We start from the raw sequence: 23,827 nt of genomic DNA on the forward strand, positions 1-23,827 counted from the left end.
GCCTTGTTAGATTAACCGTGACTTAACTTAATTATTACAAACACAGGGGAGTCACAACAATGGCATTCGAAAGCAACGAAAAGGCTCAGGGTTACTGGCGCGAAAATCTTCGCCTGGTGATCAGCCTGCTGGCAGTGTGGTTTGTCGTATCTTACGGCTTTGGCATTCTGTTGGTGGATGTGCTCAATCAAATTACCTTTATGGGTTTCAAACTGGGATTCTGGTTTGCTCAGCAGGGTTCCATGTACGTGTTCGTGGCGTTGATTTTTATCTACGCAGCCAAGGCGAATGCACTCGATAAAAAATATAACGTTCACGAAGACTGAGGAGCACTGCAATGGATGTTAAAACTCTGACATACCTGATTGTGGGGCTCTCATTTGCCCTCTATATCGGTATCGCGATTTGGTCCCGTGCCGGTTCGACCAAAGAATTCTACGTAGCCGGTGGCGGTGTTCCCCCTGTGATGAACGGTATGGCCACTGCGGCCGACTGGATGTCTGCGGCGTCTTTTATCTCTCTGGCCGGTATCGTGTCCTTCGTGGGCTATGACGGCTCCGTATACCTGATGGGCTGGACCGGTGGTTATGTGCTGCTGGCGCTCTGTATGGCTCCGTATCTTCGTAAGTTTGGTAAGTTTACCGTACCTGACTTCATCGGTGAGCGTTACTACTCTCAGGCGGCGCGCACTGTGGCCGTGGTCTGTGCCATCTTCATCTGCTTTACCTATATTGCAGGTCAAATGCGCGGTGTGGGCGTGGTGTTCTCCCGCTTCCTTGAAGTGGACGTGGATACCGGCGTATACATTGGTATGGCCGTGGTGTTCTTCTACGCTGTACTCGGCGGCATGAAAGGTATCACCTACACCCAGGTGGCCCAGTACTGCGTGCTTATCTTCGCCTTTATGGTGCCCGCCATCTTCATCTCTGTGATGATGACTGGTCACATCATTCCTCAGCTGGGTTTCGGTGCCGAGCTGATTGATGCTGCCGGTAACGGAACAGGTGTGTATCTGCTGGATAAGCTCGATGGTCTGTCTACCGAACTGGGTTTCTCCCAGTACACTGAAGGCTCCAAGAGCATGATTGACGTGTTTGCAATCACTGCGGCCCTGATGGTGGGAACTGCCGGTTTGCCACACGTTATCGTACGCTTCTTTACCGTTCCTCGCGTAAAAGATGCCCGTTCAAGTGCCGGTTGGGCGCTGGTGTTCATTGCTATCATGTACACCACAGTGCCAGCTCTGGCAGCCTTCTCACGCGTGAACATGATTGAAACCATTAACGGTCCGGATTCCACTGGTGTGGCGTATGAGACCGCACCGGGTTGGATTAAAAACTGGGAAAAGACCGGTCTTATCAAGTGGGACGACAAGAACGGCGATGGCAAGATGTACTACACCAAGGGCGATGCCAACGAGATGAACATCGACCGTGACATCATGGTGTTGGCGACCCCTGAAATTGCCAATCTGCCAGCCTGGGTAATCGCTCTGGTGGCTGCCGGTGGTCTGGCTGCGGCCTTGTCTACTTCTGCCGGTCTCTTGTTGGTGATTTCAACCTCAGTATCCCACGACCTGATGAAGAAAGGCTTTGCCCCCAATATCTCGGATAAGCAAGAGCTGCTCTACGCCCGTATTGCTGCGGCAGTGGGTATCGTGATTGCCGGTTACTTTGGTATCAACCCACCCGGATTCGTGGCAGCAGTAGTTGCGTTCGCCTTCGGTCTGGCTGCATCTTCACTGTTCCCCGCCATTGTGATGGGTATCTTCTCCAAGAAGATGAACAAAGAAGGCGCCATCGCCGGTATGGTGGTTGGTTTGGGCTTTACTGCGGCTTACATCGTTTACTTCAAGTTTGTAAACCCTGCGGCTAACGTGCCTGCCAACTGGCTGTTCGGGATCTCCCCTGAAGGTATCGGTATGATTGGTATGCTGATTAACTTTGCTGTAGCGGTTATTGTCGCCAAGCTGACGTCTGCCGTACCTGCCCATGTGGAAGAAATGGTTGAAGGTATCCGTTTCCCTAAAGGTGCCGGTGGCGCACAGGATCACTGATATCGACCATAAGGGTTAACAAAAAACGGCGCTAAGGCGCCGTTTTTCTTTATGGATGCAGGATTTTACTTAGGTCGAATGGTGACATTGAACGCGGCTGCCTTATAGTGGATGCACAAGGCGTAAATTTGCACTAAGCGGATGATTTGTATGGATGCCAGCGAAATTCAGCCCCTAACCCAGTTTCTCAGGCAATTGGTCCCTTTTGACTCTCTTTCGGATGCTTCTTTGCTGGCCTGTGTGCGGCATCTGAGTGTGGCTTACTACAGTAAATCCATGGGCCATGTTCCCCTTGATGAATCCCATCCAAGGCTCTACATAGTGCGTAGCGGTGCTTTTGAAGTGCGTGATGAAGAGGGGGAGCTGGTTGACCGCCTGGGGGAAGGGGATTTCTTTGGTTTCCCGTCTTTGCTCAGTGGTGAGGCGATTTCCAATAAGGTGGCCATTCTCGAAGATGGTCTGGTGTATCAACTCAGTCCAGATATGTTCAACAGCTTACGGCAGGAAAGCCGTGAATTTGACCGCTTTTTTAACCGTGCTTTTGCCAAAAGGCTGCGCCATCAGGGCAGATTCAAGGCCAAGGAACTCACCACCACGAGCCGCATCAGCTCACTGATGACGGGTTCGCCGCTCACCATAGATTGCAACCACAGCATACGTCAGGCGGCGGTGATGATGCGGGACGCTCGGGTGTCGTCGCTGCTGGTGACAGACCATCACAAACTCTGCGGCATTCTTACTGACAGAGACTTGCGTAACCGGGTGCTCGCCGAAGGTTTTGACGGCACACTGCCGGTGCATCAGGCCATGACCCGAAACCCGGTGACCATAGGGGCTGGGGCCTTGGTATTTGAGGCCATGCTCGCCATGAGCGAGCGCAATATCCATCATTTGCCTGTGCTCGAAGGGGACACGCCGGTGGGGGTGATATCCAGCACCGACATTCTGCGAAGTCAGGGCTCGCAACCGTTAATGCTGATTGGCGAAATAGAGCGTCAAAAGGATGTGGCCAGTTTGATTTCAGTCAGCAAAAAAATCCCTGAACTGCTTCAAAGCCTTATCAGTGCCGATGCCAGAGCCGAAGAAATTGGCCGGGTGTTGACGTCGGTGACAGACGCCCTGACCAGAAGGCTGATATTACTGAATCAGCAGATTTTGGGGCAGGCGCCCATGGCATTTTGCTGGCTCGCATTTGGCTCCCAGGGGCGCCAGGATCAGGCCGCCTGCTCAGACCAGGATAATGGGTTGCTGCTTGCTGGTGAGCCTGACGAGCATGCCGCCGGCTATTTTGAGGCGCTGAGCCGCGCCGTTTGCAGTGGGCTTGATGAGTGCGGATACCGTTTTTGTCCGGGCGATATCATGGCGCAAAATCCCAAATGGCGCATGTCACTGGCACGCTGGCAACAGGTGTTTGACAACTGGGTTAAGGCGCCTGAGCCCAAGGCCTTGATGCACGCCTCGATATTTTTCGATATGCGGCCCGTGTTTGGTCCTCAAAGCCTGTTCGATGCGCTGCAGGACAAGGTGCTTGCCGGAACTAGGGACAATGACATTTTTCTCGCCGGCATGGCGGGTAACAGCCTTACCGAGGCACCGCCCCTGGGGTTCTTTCGCAAGTTTGTACTTGAGCGGGACGGCTCCGAGGTAAAAGGCATAGATTTAAAGCACAAAGGCAATGCTCTGATTAATGACATTGCCCGTGTATATGCGTTGTCAGCCGGCATCAAGGAGGTGAATACCGCCAAGCGTATTCGCGCCCTGATGGAGCTGGGTGTGATTGGCCGCAAAGATGCGCTTAATCTCGCCGATGCCCACGAATTTATTGCCCATATGCGTCTTGCCAATCAGGGCGTGCAACACCGACAAGGTCAGGAAATCAGTAACTACCTCAAGCCACAGCAGCTGTCTTCTCTGGTTCGCCACCAACTGCGGGATGCATTCAAAGTTGTGCATGATGCCCAGTCGGGGCTCAGGCTTAAATTTATGCGGAGCTTTTAATGGTTTCCCGGGCTTTTTTACGCCCGCGCCTGTGGTGGCGCAGCCGTACTCTTGACGATGGTCTTGCCCGCACCCTGGTAGACAGCCAGAGAGCACTGCTGAGTGCGATGGCTGAATCGGCTCCCATGCTGGCGCTTGACCTTGAGATGACAGGGCTCGACCCCGGGCGGGATCAGATCCTGGCCATCGGCGTAGTGCCCATCGACGGCGGCATTATCCAGCTGCAGGGCGCTGAGTCGGTCTTGGTGGAAATTCAGGGCAGCGTGGGGCAAAGCGCCGTTATTCACGGGATCACAGATAGAGAGCTTCACAACGCACTGCCATTGGCAGATGCCATGAACTGGCTGATGCAAAAAATGAACGGCAGAATACTGGTGGCCCACCATGCACCTCTGGATTTGGCTTTTATCCGCGCCAACATGAGTCGCAGCCTCGGGATCAGCATGCCAATGCTGGCCATTGATACCCTGGCGCTGGAGAGGCAACGGCTACTGCGGATACATGACGCTATCCAGGAGGGGAGCCTGAGACTTGGCGCCAGTCGGCAACGATATGGCTTACCGGTTTACGACGCCCACAATGCACTGACCGACGCTTTGTCCTGTGCTGAACTCTTGTTGGCACAGCTTGCGGCCATCGGCGGCGCCCATACCCGCGTTGCTGAGCTTGTCACCCTCTGCGACTAGTCATATTCATTTACAGATTTTCATTCTGTTTTCAGGTGCTTTGGTTCTACTCTTCAGTGAATGTCCATTCCTTTGGGAACGCTTATGCCTTTACCCCTTCTCTGGATTGGTGGCGCCGCACTCGGTGCGCTGGCCATGGCTGATGCCCGGGAATCACGTCGACGCTTGCAGTATCAACGTGCCCGTGGTCTGACGGCTGTCGACCATGGTGACAAATCTGTGGTGCTGTCGCCCAGCACCTGGCAAACCGGTGGCAAGCAAAGCACGCCGCTGCCAGGCGCTTTGATGTGTTGTCATGTGTTTGGCGTGATTGAACATACAGGTATCTACCTTGGTGATGGTTTGATTGCAGAGCTGCACGGCAGCGGTCTTATCCGTGCTGTATCGGCAGAGCGATTTCTCCATGGGCGCACCGGCAGCCGCATTTTTGTCGCGGCTGACGCCAACCATCAGGCACTGGCGCACGAAATGGCCACGGAAAGAGCCGCCATGTCACTGTTTCAGTATCGTGATTACGATCTGTTGGAAAACAACTGCCATCGATTTGTATGGCATTGCATCAGCGGCGATGACAGAGAAATCAAGGGCTTTGGCGAGCTGAACCAATTGGTGGCATCTTTTTATGGCAAAGCCATCTATTGGGACGAGGCCAGGCTGTCTTATCCACGGGAATGAGTTGTTCATGGTGGATATCACGAGGTGCTTGCCAGCTAACAGCCCCCAAGATGGGTTATAGGATGCCAGCTTTATCCGCAGTGGGGGATTAGGCTCCTGTGCACTCTATGAGGCTACAGAAAGCAAAAAGCCACCCGAAGGTGGCTTTTTTGATGCCGATATTACTTGCAGAAGTAATTCACTGCGCGGCTAACCAGCTCAATACCGGTTTGCTCGCAGGGCGGCAAATCGGCATCGCTGATGCTCACAGGTGTTACCCGCTCGCCCCATTTCAGCAGCAATGCTGCTGACGTCAGGCCGGCACCAAAAGCACAGGACAGAATGGTGTCATTGGGCTTTATCAGGCCTTTTTCCAATGCGTCACAAATGGCGATTGGAATAGTCGCGGCGGACGTATTGCCGTAGTTGGCAATGTTGACGAAGGCTTTTTCTTTTGGAATACGCATTTTGCTGACCAGAGTATCGATAATGCGCTCGTTGGCCTGATGGGGGATCACCAAATCCACCGCATCCTTGTCCACACCACATTTTTCCAGCACCTGGGCACTCAATTTACCCATGCCATTAATGGCACGCTTGAAGATTTCCTGACCATCAAACTGGATGTAAAAGTCCAGCGATTCTGCACTGAATCTATCCATGGCTGTGCCGAAACCGGCCTTGAGGATATCGCGGCCATCGGGGTCGTTATTGAGCTCATAGCCCAAAACGCCGCCGGGGATGTCACTGGCTTCCACCACGACGGCACCGGCGCCATCGCCAAAGAGTACTGCAGTTTCACGGCGCGACCAGTCCAAATAGAAGGTCAGACGCTCGGCACCAATCACCAATACCTTTTTGCACTGGCCGCTCTTGATTTGTGAGCTGGCAAGGCCAAGGCCATACAGGAAACCCGAGCAGGCGGCGTTTATGTCAAACGCTGCGCAGCGCGCACCCACATTGGCCTGAACGGTCGAGGCGATGTTGGGGATCAGGGTATCCGGGCTCGCGGTGGCCAGAATAATCATGTCCAGTTCGCTGCCGTCGATACCGGCGGCGGCCAGGGCGCGATGGGCGGCTACAGTGGCCAGCTCGGAAGTATTGACGTGACTGACATGGCGCTGACTGATCCCGGTTCTGGGCTTTATCCATTCATCGGACGTGTCGATGAAGGTAGCGAGATCATGATTGGTCAGAACGGCAGGGGGAACACATTTGCCCCAACCGGTAATGGTGGCGTACTGCATTGATAATTCTCTCAAACAAAAAAGGCAGTGCCTTGGGACTGCCTTGAATATCCGACAACAGCGCTTAAAACAACAGCCTGTTGTCTTTTATCATTTGACCTGTTCGGCAACCAGATCGCGAATGGACTCTGCGGCGTGCAATATGTGCTGGCGCAGCAGGACGACGGCCTTGTCGGTTTGTTTCTGCTTGCAATAAGTCAGCAGATCTCTGTGGTCTTGCTCGGCCCGCGGGATCCCGCCGGTCAGCAACAACTGCAGCCTGATATAACGGTCACAATTGGTATTTAAACCGTGAACCACTTCCAATGTGTGTGGACGGTTGGCAGCCTGATACAGCGTAGTATGGAATTTGGTGTTGAGCTCGGCCCAGCTTCCAACGGCATCTTCTTGTTTAAAAGCAGATTCCAGTTGTTCCAGCACTTTCTCGGCCTGGATCAGGTCTTCATCTTGCAGATTCGGGATGGCTTTTGCAAGCAGATCTGTTTCAATCAGCGCCCTGAGTTCAAACAATTCGGTTACCTGTGCGACAGACAGCTCGGTGGCGGTGGCGCCTTTGTGGGCCTCAAACTTCACCAGACCTTCGGCTTCAAGTTGCAACAGGGCTTCACGGACAGGAATACGGCTTACATTAAGCGCTTCGGCCAATGCGCTCTGACGCAAGGGCTCTCCGGCAGCAATTTCCCCGGAGAGAATTTTCTCTCTGAGTACTTCTACCACGACCTGAGTACGAGTTTTATGAACGATAGGCGTGTGTCGACTCATTTTTTATTCTTTATACCAAGACATTTTGATCGCCTAAGATTAACGCCAACTCAGCCATAAATAAAGGGAAACCATGGGTTTCCCTTTATCAATTGGCTTAACTTTTCGGTCGTTTAGAACATCATCAACCGCCTTGATGACGCTTTAAGCTCATTGGGCAACAGCGTTTCAGGCATATTTTGGTAGCAAATAGGACGCATAAAGCGCTTCATGGCTTCGGCGCCCACCGATGTGGAGCGGCCGTCGGTACTGGCAGGGTAGGGACCGCCGTGGTTCATGGCTCTGGCCACTTCAACCCCGGTTGGCATTTGATTGAACATGATGCGGCCTACTTTAAACGCCAGTCTGTCAATTATGTCACCGAAGTCTGCGACTTCTGTTTCCAGTCCGTGGATGCTTCCGGTCAGCTGACCGGGGAGGCGTTTCACCAGTTCAAACATCTCCTCCTTTGAATCACATATCGCCACCAGAGCAAAGGGGCCAAAGATTTCCTCCAGCAGTTCGGGTTGCCCAAACAAGGCGCTTGCCTCGATGCTGGCAATCAGGGGCCGGCTGTGGTGCGCCGCCTCGGCCGCTTGCCCCTGGGCAATCACATTTACCCTGGGCACCAGGATACTGACGTCCTGATTAAAAGCTTGGCATATTCCGGCACTCAGCATGGCAGCGGCATTTTGGCGGCTGGCTATGTCAGATAAGGCCGCAAGATAGCTCTCCAGACCCGGGCCTTTGATGGCAATGACCAGTCCCGGGCTTGTACAAAACTGCCCATGGCCCATCATCATGGAATTGACCTGAGCCTCGGCCAGGACCGCTGCATCTCTCGCGAGTTTTCCGGGCAGCAGCAGCTGAGGATTCACGGAACCCAGTTCACCATAAAAGGGGATGGGCTCGGGGCGCAATGCGCAGCGGTCAGCAAGGAGGCGTCCCACTTTAAGCGAGCCGGTAAAGCCAACCGCCTTCACGAGTGGATGCTCAACGAGTGCCACCGACAGCGCCGGTTCACTTCCCTGAATGAGTGAAAAGAGCCCCTTTGGCATACCGGTCAGATCAATGGCTCTTGCCATCGCCCGGGCCACCAATTCGCTGGTGCCGGGGTGGGATGGATGGCCCTTGACGATAACTGCGCAGCCCGCAGCCAGTGCAGACGCGGTATCGCCACCGGCGGTGGAAAACGCCAATGGAAAGTTGGACGCGCCAAATACAGCCACCACCCCCAAGGGGAGCTGACCTAATTTTAACTCCGGCTTGGGCAGGGGCTGGCGATCTGGGTTGGCTTTGTCCATCAAAAGCGGGGAATAGGGCTCACGAAGGACACTGGCAAACAGCCGCAGCTGGCCCGCAGTACGGCCAAGTTCGCCCTTAAGGCGCGCCTCGGGCAGGCCCGACTCCAACATAGCGCAGGCAACAATGGCGTCGCCATCCTGCTCAATTTCTTTTGCCATGGTCTCCAGCAGCTTTGCCTTCTGGTCGGCAGAGGTTTGCTGGAATTCCCAGAAGGCGGCATCGGCCGCAATGGCCGCAGCTTCAACCTCAACAACTGTGCCCTGGGAAAACGCGCCGGGCAGAACCGAGTTGGTACTGGGGTTGAAACGGGTAAAGCTGGCTTCACTTTGGTGCCATTCATGGGCAATGAAGTGCCGGCCACAAAGGTCGGTGGTCATAATGACTCCTTTAAATATTTGGCTTGAGTAACCGGATTACACGACCTGGAACCCCAATGCATACGGGTCTGAGTCATCCACTGTAATGGCGTTTTGGCCAAATACCCGGGCCCAGCCCTGAATGCTGGGACGAATGGCATCATAATCACCCACTCTGGTGGCAGATTCGATGCGGCCGATAAACTGACTGCCAATGATGCTTTCATGGGTATAACTGTCGCCTACCTTGAGTTTGCCGCGGGCATAGAGCTGGGCGAGACGGGCGCTGGTGCCTGTGCCACAGGGAGAGCGGTCGATGGCTTTATCACCATAAAACACCGCATTGGCGCCGTCGGACCCTTCACTGATGGTGTCGCCAGTCCACAGGACGTGTGACACGCCTCGCACAGTGGGGTCGTTGGGATGAACACAGGTAAGGGTGTCCTGGGCCACCTGCCGCACAATCGGGCTCCAGCGCAAAATGTCTGCGGCGCTCCAATGGCGAAGGCCTGGGAAGTTGTCCTGTGGGTCGACAATCACATAGTAGTTGCCACCGTAGGACACGTCGACCTTGAGGGTGCCTAGGCCGGGTATATCGAGAATGGCGTCTTTATGGGCCAAATAGGCCGGCACATTATAGATGCGGACCCAATCGACCTTGGCGCCGGTTTGCTGATAGTCAATCTCGATTTGCCCAGCGGGCACATCCAGCACCAGCTTGCCCGGGGTGCGGGGTTTCAGCAGTCCGGTTTCGATGGCGGCTGTAATAGTGCCTATGGTGCCGTGTCCGCACATCGGCAAACAGCCGCTGGTTTCGATAAACAGGATGGCGGCATCGGCATTGTCTGAACAGGGTGGGTACAGGAACGAACCCGACATCATGTCGTGGCCACGGGGCTCAAACATCAGTGCCTTGCGGATCCAGTCGTGGTTGGCGAGGAAGTCCTGGCGTTTTTCACTCATGGTGCGGCCCTGAAGGTGGGGGTGGCCACTGGTGACCAACCGCACTGGGTTACCGCAGGTATGAGCATCAACGCAGAAAAATGTACCTTTCATCATAGTCGTAGAGCTCCGGTAATATTGTTATTATCGCTCTTGGCCTGTCAGTCCAGATTGTATTTGGATAAATCGATGCGATTGGCCATGGCTTCTCCCACGACGTTCTCAACATAGGCCCGCTCATCGCCGATGAGCGTCATGCGGGGCATGCGCACCTGCTCGCTGCCACGACCGGCCAGTTGCTCGGCAAACTTGATGCACTGCACCAGAGTTGGAATGGTATCGAGGCGCAGCAGTGGCATAAACCAGCGATAGATTTCACGGGCTTCTTCCATGCGACCGGCGCGGGCGAGCTTATAGAGGGTGACCGACTCACGGGGGAACACGTTGGTCAGGCCGGAAATCCAGCCGGTGGCACCCAATAACAGAGACTCAAGCGCGATATCGTCCACGCCGCAGAACAGGGTGAAACGATCGCCGAAGCGGCTTTGCAACTCGGTGAGGCGGCGGGTGTCCGTGGTGGATTCCTTAATCGCCACTATGTTGGGCTCGTTGGCGAGAATGGCGGTCATGTCCAAATTAATATCAACGCCGTAACTCACTGGATTGTTATAGATCATGATAGGCAGTCTGGTGGCGCGGGCCACCATCTGGTAGTGGGTCAGCACTTCACGGTCGGTGCCACGATAAACCACGGCCGGCAGCAACATAACCCCATCAACCCCGATGGCTTCTACGTCCTGGACATACTGGATGGCTAACTGGGCCGTATTTTCGGTACAACCGGCAATCACGGGAATGCGTCCGGCAACGGTTTCGACCGTGTGCTTAAGGAAGGCGCGTTTTTCGTCAGCGCTTAAAGACGCGTTTTCACCTATGGTACCCAGGGCGATGATGCCGTTAATGCCATCCAGGATAAGTTGTTCCAACATACGGGTGTTGGAGGCGAAATTGATAGAGCCATCTTCATTGAATTGGGTAGAAATCGCTGGATATACGCCTTGCCAGTTAACTTTCATTTTTAAACCTCAAAATAGTCTTGTTTTTGTCTAACGCTGTCCGCCTTATCAATTCGGACACAGGGTTATGCGCTCGGCATTGCGTAAAGTTATAGTATATTGTATACAATAATGCAATCGAGAAAATCTCAGATTTCAGATTATTTGAATCTGTGTCGCTCGTCACTATATATTGCATACATTATTACAATAGGAAGTCGTCTGATGGGACCCGTTCAGTTAAGCCCTGAATTACTTGGCCAATTTCGCCGGATAACCACCCTTGATGCCCACACGGAAGGAGAACCTCTGAGGATCATTACCTCGGGTTATCCCGCCATCCCCGGGAACACCATGTTGGACAAACGTAAGTTTTTAGCTGAGCACCTGGATGAGTATCGCCAGTTGTTGATGTTTGAACCGCGGGGCCATGCCGACATGTACGGCGTGCTCCTCACTGAACCGGTGTCAAAAGGCGCCGATTTTGGCGTCCTGTTTTTGCACAACGAAGGTTATTCCAGCATGTGTGGCCATGCCGTATTGGCGCTTGCCACGGTTTTGTGCCAAACCGGCGCCATCGACTTTGACGGCTGCAGTGCTGAAATAGGGATAGATGCGCCGGCAGGTTTTATCCGGGCCTTTGCCGAAAAAGACACCACTGGTCGCATTCAGGCGAGTTTTTTAAACGTGCCATCCTGGGCCGAAGCGCTGGATTTATCCATCGAAGTGCCGGGTATAGGTGAGGTGCCATTCGATATCGGCTTTGGTGGCGCTTATTATGCGTATGTGGATGCCGATGCTTTGGGGCTGGACTGCAGCGCAGACAATGTCAGTCAGTTGATTGACTGGGGCAGGCGAATCAAGCAGGCGGTGATGGCATCGTATCCCATCAAGCATCCCCTTGATGAAGACCTGAGCTTTTTATATGGCACCATCTTTACCTCCAGGCATACCGCAGTACCCGGGGCACATTCGCGCCATGTGTGTGTGTTTGCTGATGGCGAGGTTGACCGTTCCCCCACGGGCACCGGCGTGGCAGGTCGTATCGCCTTGCTGCACGCCAGGGGAAAAGTGGAGCTGGCACAGGCACTCACCATTGAGAGCATTGTTGGCGGGAAAATGACTGTTGAAGCCAGGGAACGGGTGGATTTTCATGGCAGGGACGCACTTATTCCACGGGTGTCAGGCCGCGCCTTTATTACCGGAGAGCACACCTTTTTACTGCACCCGGACGATATTTTTCAAACCGGCTTTTTACTGCGTTGAGGGCTCAGGTGTGAAAACTAATCCAATGAAGATAAACGCTGGGACCCCCGATTCTGTCAACCAACAGGTGATAGTGATAGGTGCGGGTGTGATTGGGCTTGCCAATGCCGTTACGCTCGCCAGAAGAGGCTTTAAAGTTACCGTAATAGACAAAGAGGGCGTCGCCGCCGGTGCATCCTTCGGCAATGCCGGGCATTTTGCCACGGAGCAGGTATTCCCCCTGGCCGATCCGTCCTTGTTGCCAAAGTTACCCAAAATGTTGCTCGATCCACTTGGGCCTTTTCGCATTCGCCCGGCGTATTTCCATCGGGCGCTGCCTTGGTTTGTGCGTTTTATCGTAAATATGATGCCCGCAAGGCGCCAACATAATGGTAATGCAATTAAGGCGCTTAATGCCCGGTCGATGGCGGCCACCAAAGAACTGCTGACGTTTTGTGGCCGGGCGGATTTGCTGGTGGAAAATGGCTCCTTACTGGTATTTGAAACCCAAGACCCGAGAGTTATGGAGCAGGAGCTGGCGCTCTACAACGACGCCGGGATTGCGGTCAGGTTACTAAGTGGTGATGAAGCAAGGGCGCTGGAGCCTGACTTATCCGATGCTATCAGCGGAGCGCTGTGGTTTACAGAAGTTGGGCATACGCCCAATCCAAGGGCTATTTGCGAAGCCTTGGCAGATACCCTGAAGGCCTTGGGGGGACGGATTGAAATAGATTCGGTCTGCTCATTACAAGGTGGGAATACGCCCTCAGTAACCACTGAAACTGGTAAGGTCACAAAAGCCGATAAACTGCTTCTTTGCGCGGGCGCCTGGTCACGGCCATTGGCGTTGAAGCTCGGTCACAGGGTGCCGCTGGAAACAGAGCGGGGTTATCACCTGATGATGCCCCAGCACAGTGGGCTGAAAAGGCCCGTTGCATCCTATGAGCGCAAGTTCATCATAACCCCCATGGAAGATGGTACACGTCTTGCTGGAACCGTGGAATTTGGTGGGCTGAATGCTCCAATGTCCAATGCCCGTGCTGATTGCCTGCTGCCACACGCCAGGGTGCTCTTACCCAAGGTGTTTGCGACAGCCAGGGTTTCAGAAGGTAAGCGCTGGATGGGATTCAGGCCATCACTGCCGGACAGTTTGCCCGTCCTGGGCGAAAGCCAAACTCCGGGCGTCTACTTTGCTTTCGGGCATCAGCACCTCGGACTCACCTGGGCTGCGAGCAGCGCCGAGCTGCTGGGGCAGTTGATATGTGGCGAGACTCCGTCCATCGATTTGAGCCCCTACTGTGTGAAGCGGTTCGACTGAGTTTGAGGCGGGCATTGGTAAAGCACGAAAAAAGGCGGCTAGTGGACCGCCTTTCTAATCCTTCTTTTACCCCGGCAGTATTTATCTATTGGCGGCCATGAAGGCTTCTATCTCATCGCTGCTGCGTGGGCAGGCAGCAGAGAGATTCTCACAGCCTTGCTGGGTAACCAGAATATCATCCTCAATTCGTACACCCATCCCCCGATATTGGCTTGGTACATCCAGAGCATCAACAGGGATATAGATGCCGGGCTCTATGGTAAACACCATCCCGGGTTCAAATATGCGCCAATCTCCGGTTTCATCCTGATAGGGGCCAACATCGTGCACGTCCATTCCCAACCAGTGACCGGTTTTATGTACCGTAAAACGCTTGTAGCGTTCGCTTGCCATTACGTCGTCAAAAGAGCCATCAAGTAAGCCAAGCTCAATAAGACCCCTTGCCATCACTTCCATGCAGGTCTGATAGATCTCATTCCAGCGTGCGCCGGGGCGTACCCTGGCAATGGCGGCATCGAGCGCTGACAATACAAGGTTGTGGATCTGTCGCTGTGCAGCGCTGAAGTGGCCAGTCGCGGGAAAGGTGCGGGTAATGTCGGCGCTGTAATGGTCATACTCAGCGCCGGCATCGACCAGTACCAGCTCCCCCGCCTTAATTTCGCAGCAGTTGTCTTCGTAATGCAGACAGCAGGCATTGTTGCCACTGGCAACTATATTGGGGTAGCCCACATCGACACAGCCATGTTTGGCTATTTCCAGCATAAAGGTGGCCGCGAGCAGCCCTTCATGGATGCCGGGAGTAGTGGTTCGCATCAGCGCCTTATGCCCCGAGATGGAGGCATTGACTGCGTGGCGGATAAGGGCAATTTCGGATTCAGACTTAATTACCCGCATCGGGTGCAGCACAGCGCCCAAGGCTGATAGTTGCCGGTAGGCCTTGGGAACGTCGAACGGAGTGTGAAATCTTTCGCGATTAATGAGCTGCCACAGAGTTGGCAGGCGGTTTAGCTCATCGCTGACAAAAACCTGGGTCTTGCCTTTAAGTGCCTCTAGCAACCTTGGCTCAAACTCATCGATTGCAAACGCGTAGTCGGCGCCATATTTGGCAATGGCGCCTTCGGGGCCCGCTCGCTGACCAAAACTGACTTCGGCGGCCTGGTCGCGGGGGCGACAAAAAAGCGTTAGGTAGTCGCGATTACCTTCTCGATAGATGAGGGCCAGGGCATCAGGTTCTGCGAACCCGGTCAAATATAAAAAATCGTTGTCCTGACGGAAATGGTACTTGATGTTTTTGCTGCGTACTTTTTGTTGGTATCCGGCAAGCACTATCAGGCTCGCTGGTGGTAAGCGGTCCAGGAGTGCACTGCGACGGGCTGTATACAGAGTGATGTCGGTGGAGGTGGCCATATTCTTCTATTCTTTGCGAGCTGATAGGGGGAGCATGGTTAACAGGATATTTGCATGCAATATCCAAAACAAGTGAAAAACATGCGTGCTGTCGCCAAGTTCGCGGTGCAATTCAAAAGCAGGAATGAAATAATAGCGCCACTTGCAAAACCGGAGTCAAAGAAGTGAAACGAGCAGTGTTTCTGGATAGGGATGGTGTCATCAATAAAGACCATGGTTATGTTCATACCGTGGATGACTTTGAATACATCGAAGGTGTATTCGAAGCCTGTCTCGCATTGAAAAACATGGGTTTTAAATTGGTGGTGGTAACCAATCAGTCAGGCATTGCCCGTGGCATGTATACAGAAGACGATTTCCACAGCCTGACGGAATGGATGGACTGGAACTTTGCCGATAAAGGCGTGGATCTCGACGGCATCTATTACTGCCCACACCATCCAGAAAAAGGTATTGGTGAATATAAGCAGGATTGTGATTGCCGCAAACCCAAGCCCGGCATGCTGGAGTCAGCAGCCAAATTCCTGAAACTGGATCTGGCCAATTCGGTGATGGTGGGTGATAAGGCTGATGATATGCGTGCGGCTGAAGCTGCAGGTATCCCGACTAAAATCCTGGTGAGAAGCGGTAAGCGGGTCGACTGCGAAGGCGAAACGTTGGCAACAATCGTATTGGACAGTATCGCTGACGTACCGGCCTACCTGAAAGCACTCAAGTAACAGTCGATGGTGAATCGCCCTTGCTCGGACGCAGAAGCCTGAATAGGGCTGAGTCACCATCGACATAGCCCCGCGGTTATACCCCATGCCTTTTGAGACTGCCTGTGCAGTGTCAAAGAGGTTAATAAAGTGGCAAGAACTGCACGCGTGGCTAAAATATATCCACTTGATGCATTGATTCAATAAAAGGGCTTGCGCTCGCTCACCAAGCCCCTATAATGCGCCTCCATCGACCGGCGGTAAACGCCAGATACGGTCAGCTCTTTAAAAATTTATCAAGTAATCTGTGTGGATACTCGCAGGTTGATGAAGTCGACAAAACGATTTTATCAATGAAGGAGTTTTCATGCAGAGCATGACAGCAGAAATTCATTGAGACCAAAACTTTAATTGAAGAGTTTGATCATGGCTCAGATTGAACGCTGGCGGCAGGCCTAACACATGCAAGTCGAGCGGCAGCGGGAAGATAGCTTGCTATCTTTGCCGGCGAGCGGCGGACGGGTGAGTAATACCTGGGGATCTGCCCAATCGAGGGGGATAACAGTTGGAAACGACTGCTAATACCGCATACGCCCTACGGGGGAAAGGAGGGGCTCTTCGGACCTTCCGCGATTGGATGAACCCAGGCGGGATTAGCTAGTAGGTGAGGTAATGGCTCACCTAGGCGACGATCCCTAGCTGTTCTGAGAGGATGGACAGCCACACTGGGACTGAGACACGGCCCAGACTCCTACGGGAGGCAGCAGTGGGGAATATTGGACAATGGGGGAAACCCTGATCCAGCCATGCCGCGTGTGTGAAGAAGGCCTTCGGGTTGTAAAGCACTTTCAGTGGGGAGGAAAGGTTGTAGGTTAATACCCTATAGCTGTGACGTTACCCACAGAAGAAGCACCGGCTAACTCCGTGCCAGCAGCCGCGGTAATACGGAGGGTGCAAGCGTTAATCGGAATTACTGGGCGTAAAGCGTGCGCAGGCGGTCTGTTAAGCGAGATGTGAAAGCCCCGGGCTCAACCTGGGAACTGCATTTCGAACTGGCAGACTAGAGTCTTGTAGAGGGGGGTAGAATTCCAGGTGTAGCGGTGAAATGCGTAGAGATCTGGAGGAATACCGGTGGCGAAGGCGGCCCCCTGGACAAAGACTGACGCTCAGGCACGAAAGCGTGGGGAGCAAACAGGATTAGATACCCTGGTAGTCCACGCCGTAAACGATGTCTACTCGGAGTTTGGTGTCTTGAACACTGGGCTCTCAAGCTAACGCATTAAGTAGACCGCCTGGGGAGTACGGCCGCAAGGTTAAAACTCAAATGAATTGACGGGGGCCCGCACAAGCGGTGGAGCATGTGGTTTAATTCGATGCAACGCGAAGAACCTTACCTACTCTTGACATCCAGAGAATTCGCTAGAGATAGCTTAGTGCCTTCGGGAACTCTGAGACAGGTGCTGCATGGCTGTCGTCAGCTCGTGTTGTGAAATGTTGGGTTAAGTCCCGCAACGAGCGCAACCCTTATCCTTATTTGCCAGCGGGTAGTGCCGGGAACTTTAGGGAGACTGCCGGTGATAAACCGGAGGAAGGTGGGGACGACGTCAAGTCATCATGGCCCTTACGAGTAGGGCTACACACGTGCTACAATGGCGAGTACAGAGGGTTGCGAAGCCGCGAGGTGGAGCTAATCTCATAAAGCTCGTCGTAGTCCGGATTGGAGTCTGCAACTCGACTCCATGAAGTCGGAATCGCTAGTAATCGTGGATCAGAATGCCACGGTGAATACGTTCCCGGGCCTTGTACACACCGCCCGTCACACCATGGGAGTGGGCTGCACCAGAAGTAGATAGCTTAACCTTCGGGAGGGCGTTTACCACGGTGTGGTTCATGACTGGGGTGAAGTCGTAACAAGGTAGCCCTAGGGGAACCTGGGGCTGGATCACCTCCTTACCTAAGCGACACATTATCCTGCTGAGTGTTCACACAGATTACTTGATAGACGAAAGAGACAAATGCGATGGGTCTGTAGCTCAGGTGGTTAGAGCGTACGCCTGATAAGCGTAAGGTCGGTAGTTCGAGTCTACTCAGACCCACCAAATCTCATTAATGCGTTGTTGGAAACGTCGTCGTTTACGAAAGTAAACTTCCTCCGTTCCCGCCTCGCCTGAATGAGATTTATCACATCGTGTTTGTGTCAGACTGCATATTGCAGAAACGGGGCTATAGCTCAGCTGGGAGAGCGCCTGCTTTGCACGCAGGAGGTCTGCGGTTCGATCCCGCATAGCTCCACCACTGTGAATATGTGAGTCTCAGGACGTGAGTCCCAAGGAATAGAGACGCCAAAGATAAGTGATGAATTTATCTTTGGCTTTTTTAAGCCCGCTCTTTAACAATTTGGAAAGCTGATAGTAGAAACCAAGTCTTCGGATTTGGTGAATACAAAAATTGAGTTCTCAAACACTTCAATCAAGTGTTTTGGAAATTCTTCAAGGCGAGTTCAGTAAAATGAACTATCGAAAACCAGCTGGTTGCAATACAGCGCGGTGAGGAAACTCATCCGGGTTGTATGGTTAAGCGACTAAGCGTATACGGTGGATGCCTTGGCAGTCAGAGGCGATGAAGGACGTAGTAACTTGCGAAAAGCGTTGGTGAGGTAGTAACAACCGTTATAGCCAGCGATGTCCGAATGGGGAAACCCGGCACCATAAGGTGTCATCACTAAGTGAATACATAGCTTAGTGAGGCGAACGAGGGGAACTGAAACATCTAAGTACCCTCAGGAAAAGAAATCAACCGAGATTCCCTCAGTAGCGGCGAGCGAACGGGGATTAGCCCTTAAGTCTTCGGGGTGTTAGTGGAATGGTCTGGAAAGTCCAACGGTACAGGGTGATAGTCCCGTACACGACAACTAACCAAAGATGAAATCGAGTAAGGCGGCACACGTGATATGTTGTCTGAATATGGGGGGACCATCCTCCAAGGCTAAATACTCCTGACTGACCGATAGTGAACCAGTACCGTGAGGGAAAGGCGAAAAGAACCCCTGTGAGGGGAGTGAAATAGAACCTGAAACCGTATACGTACAAGCAGTGGGAGCGGTTCTTGAGACCGTGACTGCGTACCTTTTGTATAATGGGTCAGCGACTTACGTTTTGTAGCGAGGTTAAGCGAATAGCGGAGCCGTAGGGAAACCGAGTGTTAACTGCGCGTTTAGTTGCAAGGCGTAGACCCGAAACCCGGTGATCTAGCCATGGGCAGGTTGAAGGTTGAGTAACATCAACTGGAGGACCGAACCGACTAATGTTGAAAAATTAGCGGATGACTTGTGGCTGGGGGTGAAAGGCCAATCAAACCGGGAGATATCTGGTTCTCCTCGAAAGCTATTTAGGTAGCGCCTCGGACGAACACCTTTGGGGGTAGAGCACTGTTAAGGCTAGGGGGTCATCCCGACTTACCAACCCTTTGCAAACTCCGAATACCAAAGAGTGCTATCCGGGAGACAGACGGCGGGTGCTAACGTCCGTCGTCAAAAGGGAAACAACCCAGACCGTCAGCTAAGGTCCCAAAGTAATTGCTAAGTGGGAAACGATGTGGGAAGGCTTAGACAGCTAGGATGTTGGCTTAGAAGCAGCCATCATTTAAAGAAAGCGTAATAGCTCACTAGTCGAGTCGGCCTGCGCGGAAGATGTAACGGGGCTAAGCAATTCACCGAAGCTACGGGTGTGCACGATAACGTGTACGCGGTAGAGGAGCGTTCTGTAAGCCGTTGAAGGTGAAGGGGTAACCCACACTGGAGGTATCAGAAGTGCGAATGCTGACATGAGTAACGATAAAGGGGGTGAAAAACCCCCTCGCCGAAAGACCAAGGGTTCCTGTCCAACGTTAATCGGGGCAGGGTGAGTCGACCCCTAAGGCGAGGCCGAAAGGCGTAGTCGATGGGAAACGGGTTAATATTCCCGTACTTCTGCTAACTGCGATGGAGAGACGGAGAAGGCTAGGCCAGCACGGCGTTGGTTGTCCGTGTTTAAGGTGGTAGGTAGTGTGCTTAGGCAAATCCGGGCACACATATACCGAGAGCTGATGACGAGTCACTACGGTGACGAAGTGGTTGATGCCATGCTTCCAGGAAAATCTTCTAAGCTTCAGGTTAGCAGGAATCGTACCCCAAACCGACACAGGTGGTCGGGTAGAGAATACCAAGGCGCTTGAGAGAACTCGGCTGAAGGAACTAGGCAAAATGGTACCGTAACTTCGGGAGAAGGTACGCTGCTGTTGGTGACGGGACTTGCTCCCTGAGCTGACGGCAGTCGCAGATACCAGGTGGCTGCAACTGTTTATCAAAAACACAGCACTGTGCAAACTCGCAAGAGGAAGTATACGGTGTGACGCCTGCCCGGTGCCGGAAGGTTAATTGATTGGGTTATCGCAAGAGAAGCTCATGATCGAAGCCCCGGTAAACGGCGGCCGTAACTATAACGGTCCTAAGGTAGCGAAATTCCTTGTCGGGTAAGTTCCGACCTGCACGAATGGCGTAATGATGGCCACGCTGTCTCCAGCCGAGACTCAGTGAAGTTGAAATTGCGGTGAAGATGCCGTATACCCGCGGCTAGACGGAAAGACCCCGTGAACCTTTACTATAGCTTGGCACTGAACATTGACCCTACATGTGTAGGATAGGTGGGAGACTTTGAAGCGGGAACGCCAGTTCTCGTGGAGTCAACCTTGAAATACCACCCTTGTAGTGTTGATGTTCTAACCTCGGTCCATGAATCTGGACTAGGGACAGTGCCTGGTGGGTAGTTTGACTGGGGCGGTCTCCTCCCAAAGAGTAACGGAGGAGCACGAAGGTTGGCTAAACACGGTCGGACATCGTGTGGTTAGTGTAATGGCACAAGCCAGCTTAACTGCGAGACAGACACGTCGAGCAGGTACGAAAGTAGGTCATAGTGATCCGGTGGTTCTGCATGGAAGGGCCATCGCTCAACGGATAAAAGGTACTCCGGGGATAACAGGCTGATACCGCCCAAGAGTTCATATCGACGGCGGTGTTTGGCACCTCGATGTCGGCTCATCACATCCTGGGGCTGAAGTCGGTCCCAAGGGTATGGCTGTTCGCCATTTAAAGTGGTACGCGAGCTGGGTTCAGAACGTCGTGAGACAGTTCGGTCCCTATCTGCCGTGGGCGTTGGAAGATTGAGGGGGGTTGCTCCTAGTACGAGAGGACCGGAGTGAACGAACCGCTGGTGTTCGGGTTGTCATGCCAATGGCATTGCCCGGTAGCTACGTTCGGAATCGATAACCGCTGAAAGCATCTAAGCGGGAAGCGAGCCCCAAGATGAGTCTTCCCTTGGACCTTGAGTCCACTGAAGAGCCGTCCGAGACCAGGACGTTGATAGGCAGGGTGTGTAAGCGTTGTGAGGCGTTGAGCTAACCTGTACTAATGACTCGTGCGGCTTAACCATACAACCCAGATGGGTTTCAGATGGTGTAGATAGTCTTGAAGAGACCAGACTTGATTGAAGTGATAACTCAAGCTCGATAGAGCATCAGCTTTCTAAATTATCTGGTTCAGAATTGTATCAAGTACATCCATGTACTTGACCCTAACGGGCGCACTAAAGTGCGTGAAATTTTGTTCCGGACAAAATTTTGCTTGGTGACAATAGCGCTCTGGTCCCACCTGATCCCATTCCGAACTCAGTAGTGAAACGGAGCAGCGCCGATGGTAGTGTGGGGTCTCCCCATGTGAGAGTAGGTCATTGCCAAGCGCCTATTTAAGTAAAAAAGCCACCTGAATAAGGTGGCTTTTTTGCGTTTGGAGACTAGATTTCCACTCCCTGCAGAGCCCGAGTCGGACATTGCTCATCTCAAGTGACTTTTCAATTGAACGCAGGCATTGCATGCTTGCGCCCGATGTCAGTTGATAAATGCTTTTTCTATATCGACATTTCCGCCATCCATGGCGATTGGCTGCCGCTAAGCGGGGCCCCCAGCTCGCAGACAGCGGCTTTGCGTTAGAGCTGTTTGTCAGGCTACGCTTGATAATTAAACGCCTTTTGCCCCCAAATAAGAGTATGTGATTGCCACGCGCTTATTTTGAGTGTCCACTTTGAAAAGTGAAATCAAACCGAGTCGAGAAGGCCACCCATGTGGGTGGCCTTTTCGCTTTTTGCGTATTTCTCTGTCACTGGCTGAATTTTGATTTCGCCCAAACTTTATCAGAGTTTCTTAACAGAACTGATTGAATGCTTGAGGTAGACTATGGACATAGTCGAGAGGAATTTGCCATGTTGCTGAAAATACTGCTGACTCTGGCCGTTATCGTTGCGGCTTACATCAAGTTTCATAAGCGTAAGCCAGTCATGCCCTCGGTCAGTGCCAATGGTTTGTTGGTCCGCTATCTCGCCCTTGGCATTCTGTTTACGACAGTCCTTTTAAGCTCTGTGTGGCTCGGTTGGCGCTGGTATGATGGCAATCGCGTGCTGTCTGTCACTATCATTTCGCCTGAGCGGAATGAAGAACGTATCTTTAAGGTCCGCAAGCGCAACCTGGGTCAGTCAGAACTTGAAACCCTGGATGGCCTTAAAATCAGGCTGTCATCACAGGAGCGGATAATGATCTCCAGCTCCGACCAGAACTGAATCAATGCCTTAAAGCTGTCCATAATACTTTTCATTCGAAGGTTATCAGGTAAACTAGCCGCGGTTTAACGTTACTCCCCGTGTGAACGGGTAAGGAAGGCTCGATGATCACTGCTTATGTTTATGAAAATCGTCAATTGACTGTTCTTGAACTTGGCATTGAGGACAGCCTTCCCCCATCGACGCTGTGGCTGGATCTCTACAAGCCGGAAGATGATGAGCGTGAGTGGCTCGCCAGATTCTCGGTCGAAGAATTACCCGACGAAGAAGACATTAACGAAATCGAAGCGTCCGCCCGTTTCTACCAAAACAGCGATGGTTTGCATATCAACTCTCTGTTCCCGCAGCGGGTTGGGCAGGACGTTCGCGCTGTGAACGTATCCTTCAACTTACGGACTAAATTCCTGCTGACCATACGTGAAGAAGACGTGGGGCTTATCCGTCTGCTTCGAAACTATCTGCGTCTTGGCCGGCTTGAGGTGTCCACTCCTCAGGAGTTGTTTATCGAGCTTTTCAATCTCAAGGTGGATTACCTCTCCGACTTGATTGAAGACGTTTACACAGTGCTCGAAAACGTGGGGGAGGAGGTATTTGAGAGCCAGGAGTTGGATGATGTCTTTAAACTCATCACCATACAGGAAGATGCCAACGGTAAAATCCGCCTGAGTTTGCTCGATACCCAGCGATCACTTAGGTACATGCAGCGCTATTACCGGGGACAACTCTCAGACGAGGACATGAAAGACTTGCGGGAGATGCTGTCGGATATCGAGTCTTTGATGCCCCACAGCCAATTTATCTTCGATAAGTTGAACTTTTTGCTGGATGCGGCCATGGGTTTTACCAGTTTGCAGCAAAACAAAATCATCAAGATCTTCTCGGTTGCCGCTGTGGTGTTTCTGCCTCCAACCCTCATAGCATCCAGCTATGGCATGAACTTTACCACCATGCCAGAGCTCGAGTGGCAATACGGTTACCCGATGGCCATTGCCATGATGCTGGCCAGTGCCGCCGGTACCTATTTCTTTTTTAAACGCAAGCGTTGGTTGTAGGTCTCAGGCCTTGAACAGGGGAATTATCTCGGCGCAGGAGCGTTCAAGAAAGTCCGGTTCATTGATGACACAGTGCAGGGTGTGAAGTTTATTTCGCATCATGCCCGTGGCGATGACACATCTGTGGTAGGGATTGGTGCAGCGGGAGAGTTGCCGTTCAAGGTCGTAAATAAGGCATTCTAGCTGTGCTTTGTTTGTTTCAGAGCCGTCTATGACTTCCCGGTTGAGTTTATCCCGTAACTCGTCGAGGGCCTGCGGCTCGTTGTCCGCCATCCATCTTAAGGTATCGAAATCGGGTAAGGGTGTCATGGTGCCCCCTTTCGCGTTTGCGGTAAAGGAATACACTTTCACACTAGACAAAGGGGCGGGCAGGGGCAAGACAACTTGCGTATAAATGCGAAAGCCTTGGCTCTCGCAGGTTAT

Annotated in this window: 17 protein-coding genes, 2 tRNA genes and 3 rRNA genes; 15 read left to right on the top strand and 7 right to left on the bottom strand. The window is 52.8% G+C overall.

Translation table 11 applies throughout. The features are described 5' to 3' along the window. Positions 1-59: 59 nt before the first annotated feature. The 5 genes from SAMA_RS07915 to SAMA_RS07935 all read left to right on the top strand — a co-directional run bounded on the left by SAMA_RS07915 (position 60) and on the right by SAMA_RS07935 (position 5,415). Positions 60-326, top strand: coding sequence for a DUF4212 domain-containing protein (locus SAMA_RS07915; protein ID WP_011759637.1), 267 nt, complete (start codon positions 60-62; stop codon positions 324-326). A gap of 11 nt (positions 327-337) precedes the next feature. After that, on the top strand, positions 338-2,056 hold the full coding sequence (locus SAMA_RS07920) for a sodium:solute symporter family protein (protein ID WP_011759638.1): 1,719 nt from the start codon (positions 338-340) through the stop codon (positions 2,054-2,056). Positions 2,057-2,206: 150 nt separating this feature from the next. After that, positions 2,207-4,054: a DUF294 nucleotidyltransferase-like domain-containing protein gene (locus tag SAMA_RS07925; RefSeq protein WP_041409730.1), complete on the top strand. Its 1,848-nt coding sequence runs from the start codon at positions 2,207-2,209 to the stop codon at positions 4,052-4,054. Further along, complete coding sequence (locus tag SAMA_RS07930) at positions 4,054-4,740, top strand: 3'-5' exonuclease (RefSeq protein ID WP_011759640.1); 687 nt, start codon at positions 4,054-4,056, stop codon at positions 4,738-4,740. Before SAMA_RS07925 ends, SAMA_RS07930 begins: the two co-directional genes overlap by 1 nt. 84 nt (positions 4,741-4,824) lie before the next feature. Beyond that, positions 4,825-5,415, top strand: coding sequence for a C40 family peptidase (locus SAMA_RS07935; protein ID WP_011759641.1), 591 nt, complete (start codon positions 4,825-4,827; stop codon positions 5,413-5,415). Between the two features lie 161 nt (positions 5,416-5,576). Here the strand turns inward: SAMA_RS07935 and SAMA_RS07940 are convergent, their stop codons facing one another. The 5 genes from SAMA_RS07940 to dapA form a co-directional block, all read right to left on the bottom strand. Further along, positions 5,577-6,641, bottom strand: coding sequence for a ketoacyl-ACP synthase III (locus SAMA_RS07940; RefSeq protein WP_011759642.1), 1,065 nt, complete (start codon positions 6,639-6,641; stop codon positions 5,577-5,579). Between the two features lie 90 nt (positions 6,642-6,731). Next, the gene (locus SAMA_RS07945; RefSeq protein WP_011759643.1) at positions 6,732-7,403 is read right to left on the bottom strand and encodes a GntR family transcriptional regulator; all 672 of its coding nucleotides are present in this window, start codon (positions 7,401-7,403) and stop codon (positions 6,732-6,734) included. Positions 7,404-7,516: 113 nt separating this feature from the next. Then, entirely contained in the window at positions 7,517-9,064 is a 1,548-nt protein-coding gene (locus SAMA_RS07950; RefSeq protein ID WP_011759644.1) for an aldehyde dehydrogenase (NADP(+)), read from the bottom strand. 36 nt (positions 9,065-9,100) lie between these two features. After that, entirely contained in the window at positions 9,101-10,102 is a 1,002-nt protein-coding gene (locus tag SAMA_RS07955) for a 4-hydroxyproline epimerase (RefSeq protein WP_011759645.1), read from the bottom strand. 44 nt (positions 10,103-10,146) lie between these two features. Next, positions 10,147-11,061 (bottom strand): 4-hydroxy-tetrahydrodipicolinate synthase, encoded by a 915-nt coding sequence (gene dapA / locus SAMA_RS07960; protein WP_011759646.1) that lies wholly within the window; start codon positions 11,059-11,061, stop codon positions 10,147-10,149. Positions 11,062-11,265: 204 nt separating this feature from the next. Between dapA and SAMA_RS07965 the strand changes: the two genes are divergently transcribed. Together SAMA_RS07965 and SAMA_RS07970 are read left to right on the top strand one after the other, a co-directional pair. After that, a complete protein-coding gene (locus SAMA_RS07965; RefSeq protein WP_011759647.1) occupies positions 11,266-12,306 on the top strand; it encodes a proline racemase family protein in 1,041 nt (346 codons plus the stop codon). Positions 12,307-12,316: 10 nt separating this feature from the next. Then, the gene (locus SAMA_RS07970; protein WP_011759648.1) at positions 12,317-13,603 is read left to right on the top strand and encodes an NAD(P)/FAD-dependent oxidoreductase; all 1,287 of its coding nucleotides are present in this window, start codon (positions 12,317-12,319) and stop codon (positions 13,601-13,603) included. An 81-nt stretch (positions 13,604-13,684) separates the two neighbouring features. Here the strand turns inward: SAMA_RS07970 and SAMA_RS07975 are convergent, their stop codons facing one another. Continuing rightward, positions 13,685-15,010: an aminopeptidase P N-terminal domain-containing protein gene (locus SAMA_RS07975; protein ID WP_011759649.1), complete on the bottom strand. Its 1,326-nt coding sequence runs from the start codon at positions 15,008-15,010 to the stop codon at positions 13,685-13,687. 164 nt (positions 15,011-15,174) lie between these two features. On the opposite strand from SAMA_RS07975, the gene gmhB reads away from it, so the two are divergent. From gmhB to corA, 8 genes are all read left to right on the top strand, one after another. After that, entirely contained in the window at positions 15,175-15,729 is a 555-nt protein-coding gene (gene gmhB, locus SAMA_RS07980) for a D-glycero-beta-D-manno-heptose 1,7-bisphosphate 7-phosphatase (protein WP_011759650.1), read from the top strand. A 387-nt stretch (positions 15,730-16,116) separates the two neighbouring features. Continuing rightward, a 16S ribosomal RNA gene (locus SAMA_RS07985) occupies positions 16,117-17,661 on the top strand. Between the two features lie 69 nt (positions 17,662-17,730). Beyond that, positions 17,731-17,807 (top strand) — tRNA-Ile (locus tag SAMA_RS07990). Positions 17,808-17,927: 120 nt separating this feature from the next. After that, a tRNA-Ala gene (locus SAMA_RS07995) sits at positions 17,928-18,003 on the top strand. Positions 18,004-18,279: 276 nt separating this feature from the next. Beyond that, positions 18,280-21,173 (top strand): 23S ribosomal RNA (locus tag SAMA_RS08000). 190 nt (positions 21,174-21,363) lie between these two features. Next, positions 21,364-21,479, top strand: a 5S ribosomal RNA gene (gene rrf, locus SAMA_RS08005). Together the 16S, 23S and 5S rRNA genes with 2 tRNA genes alongside form the textbook arrangement of a ribosomal RNA operon. Positions 21,480-21,998: 519 nt before the next feature. Continuing rightward, positions 21,999-22,352, top strand: coding sequence for a hypothetical protein (locus tag SAMA_RS08010; RefSeq protein WP_011759651.1), 354 nt, complete (start codon positions 21,999-22,001; stop codon positions 22,350-22,352). A 104-nt stretch (positions 22,353-22,456) separates the two neighbouring features. Continuing rightward, complete coding sequence (gene corA, locus SAMA_RS08015; RefSeq protein WP_011759652.1) at positions 22,457-23,404, top strand: magnesium/cobalt transporter CorA; 948 nt, start codon at positions 22,457-22,459, stop codon at positions 23,402-23,404. Between the two features lie 3 nt (positions 23,405-23,407). Here corA and SAMA_RS08020 read toward each other — a convergent pair whose 3' ends face one another. Next, positions 23,408-23,713, bottom strand: a complete 306-nt coding sequence (locus SAMA_RS08020) for a DUF3135 domain-containing protein (RefSeq protein WP_011759653.1) — start codon at positions 23,711-23,713, stop codon at positions 23,408-23,410. Positions 23,714-23,827 lie beyond the last annotated feature (114 nt).

It is taken from the genome of Shewanella amazonensis SB2B, assembly GCF_000015245.1.
Taxonomy (GTDB): Bacteria; Pseudomonadota; Gammaproteobacteria; order Enterobacterales; family Shewanellaceae; genus Shewanella; species Shewanella amazonensis.

Excerpts from the sequence above, each read along its gene's own strand:
- SAMA_RS07915 (WP_011759637.1), top strand. The coding sequence starts at position 60 with ATGGCATTCGAAAGCAACGAAAAGGCTCAGGGTTACTGGCGCGAAAAT.
- SAMA_RS07920 (WP_011759638.1), top strand. The coding sequence starts at position 338 with ATGGATGTTAAAACTCTGACATACCTGATTGTGGGGCTCTCATTTGCC.
- SAMA_RS07925 (WP_041409730.1), top strand. The coding sequence starts at position 2,207 with ATGGATGCCAGCGAAATTCAGCCCCTAACCCAGTTTCTCAGGCAATTG.
- SAMA_RS07930 (WP_011759640.1), top strand. The coding sequence starts at position 4,054 with ATGGTTTCCCGGGCTTTTTTACGCCCGCGCCTGTGGTGGCGCAGCCGT.
- SAMA_RS07935 (WP_011759641.1), top strand. The coding sequence starts at position 4,825 with ATGCCTTTACCCCTTCTCTGGATTGGTGGCGCCGCACTCGGTGCGCTG.
- SAMA_RS07940 (WP_011759642.1), bottom strand. The coding sequence starts at position 6,641 with ATGCAGTACGCCACCATTACCGGTTGGGGCAAATGTGTTCCCCCTGCC.
- SAMA_RS07945 (WP_011759643.1), bottom strand. The coding sequence starts at position 7,403 with ATGAGTCGACACACGCCTATCGTTCATAAAACTCGTACTCAGGTCGTG.
- SAMA_RS07950 (WP_011759644.1), bottom strand. The coding sequence starts at position 9,064 with ATGACCACCGACCTTTGTGGCCGGCACTTCATTGCCCATGAATGGCAC.
- SAMA_RS07955 (WP_011759645.1), bottom strand. The coding sequence starts at position 10,102 with ATGATGAAAGGTACATTTTTCTGCGTTGATGCTCATACCTGCGGTAAC.
- dapA (WP_011759646.1), bottom strand. The coding sequence starts at position 11,061 with ATGAAAGTTAACTGGCAAGGCGTATATCCAGCGATTTCTACCCAATTC.
- SAMA_RS07965 (WP_011759647.1), top strand. The coding sequence starts at position 11,266 with ATGGGACCCGTTCAGTTAAGCCCTGAATTACTTGGCCAATTTCGCCGG.
- SAMA_RS07975 (WP_011759649.1), bottom strand. The coding sequence starts at position 15,010 with ATGGCCACCTCCACCGACATCACTCTGTATACAGCCCGTCGCAGTGCA.
- SAMA_RS08010 (WP_011759651.1), top strand. The coding sequence starts at position 21,999 with ATGTTGCTGAAAATACTGCTGACTCTGGCCGTTATCGTTGCGGCTTAC.
- corA (WP_011759652.1), top strand. The coding sequence starts at position 22,457 with ATGATCACTGCTTATGTTTATGAAAATCGTCAATTGACTGTTCTTGAA.
- SAMA_RS08020 (WP_011759653.1), bottom strand. The coding sequence starts at position 23,713 with ATGACACCCTTACCCGATTTCGATACCTTAAGATGGATGGCGGACAAC.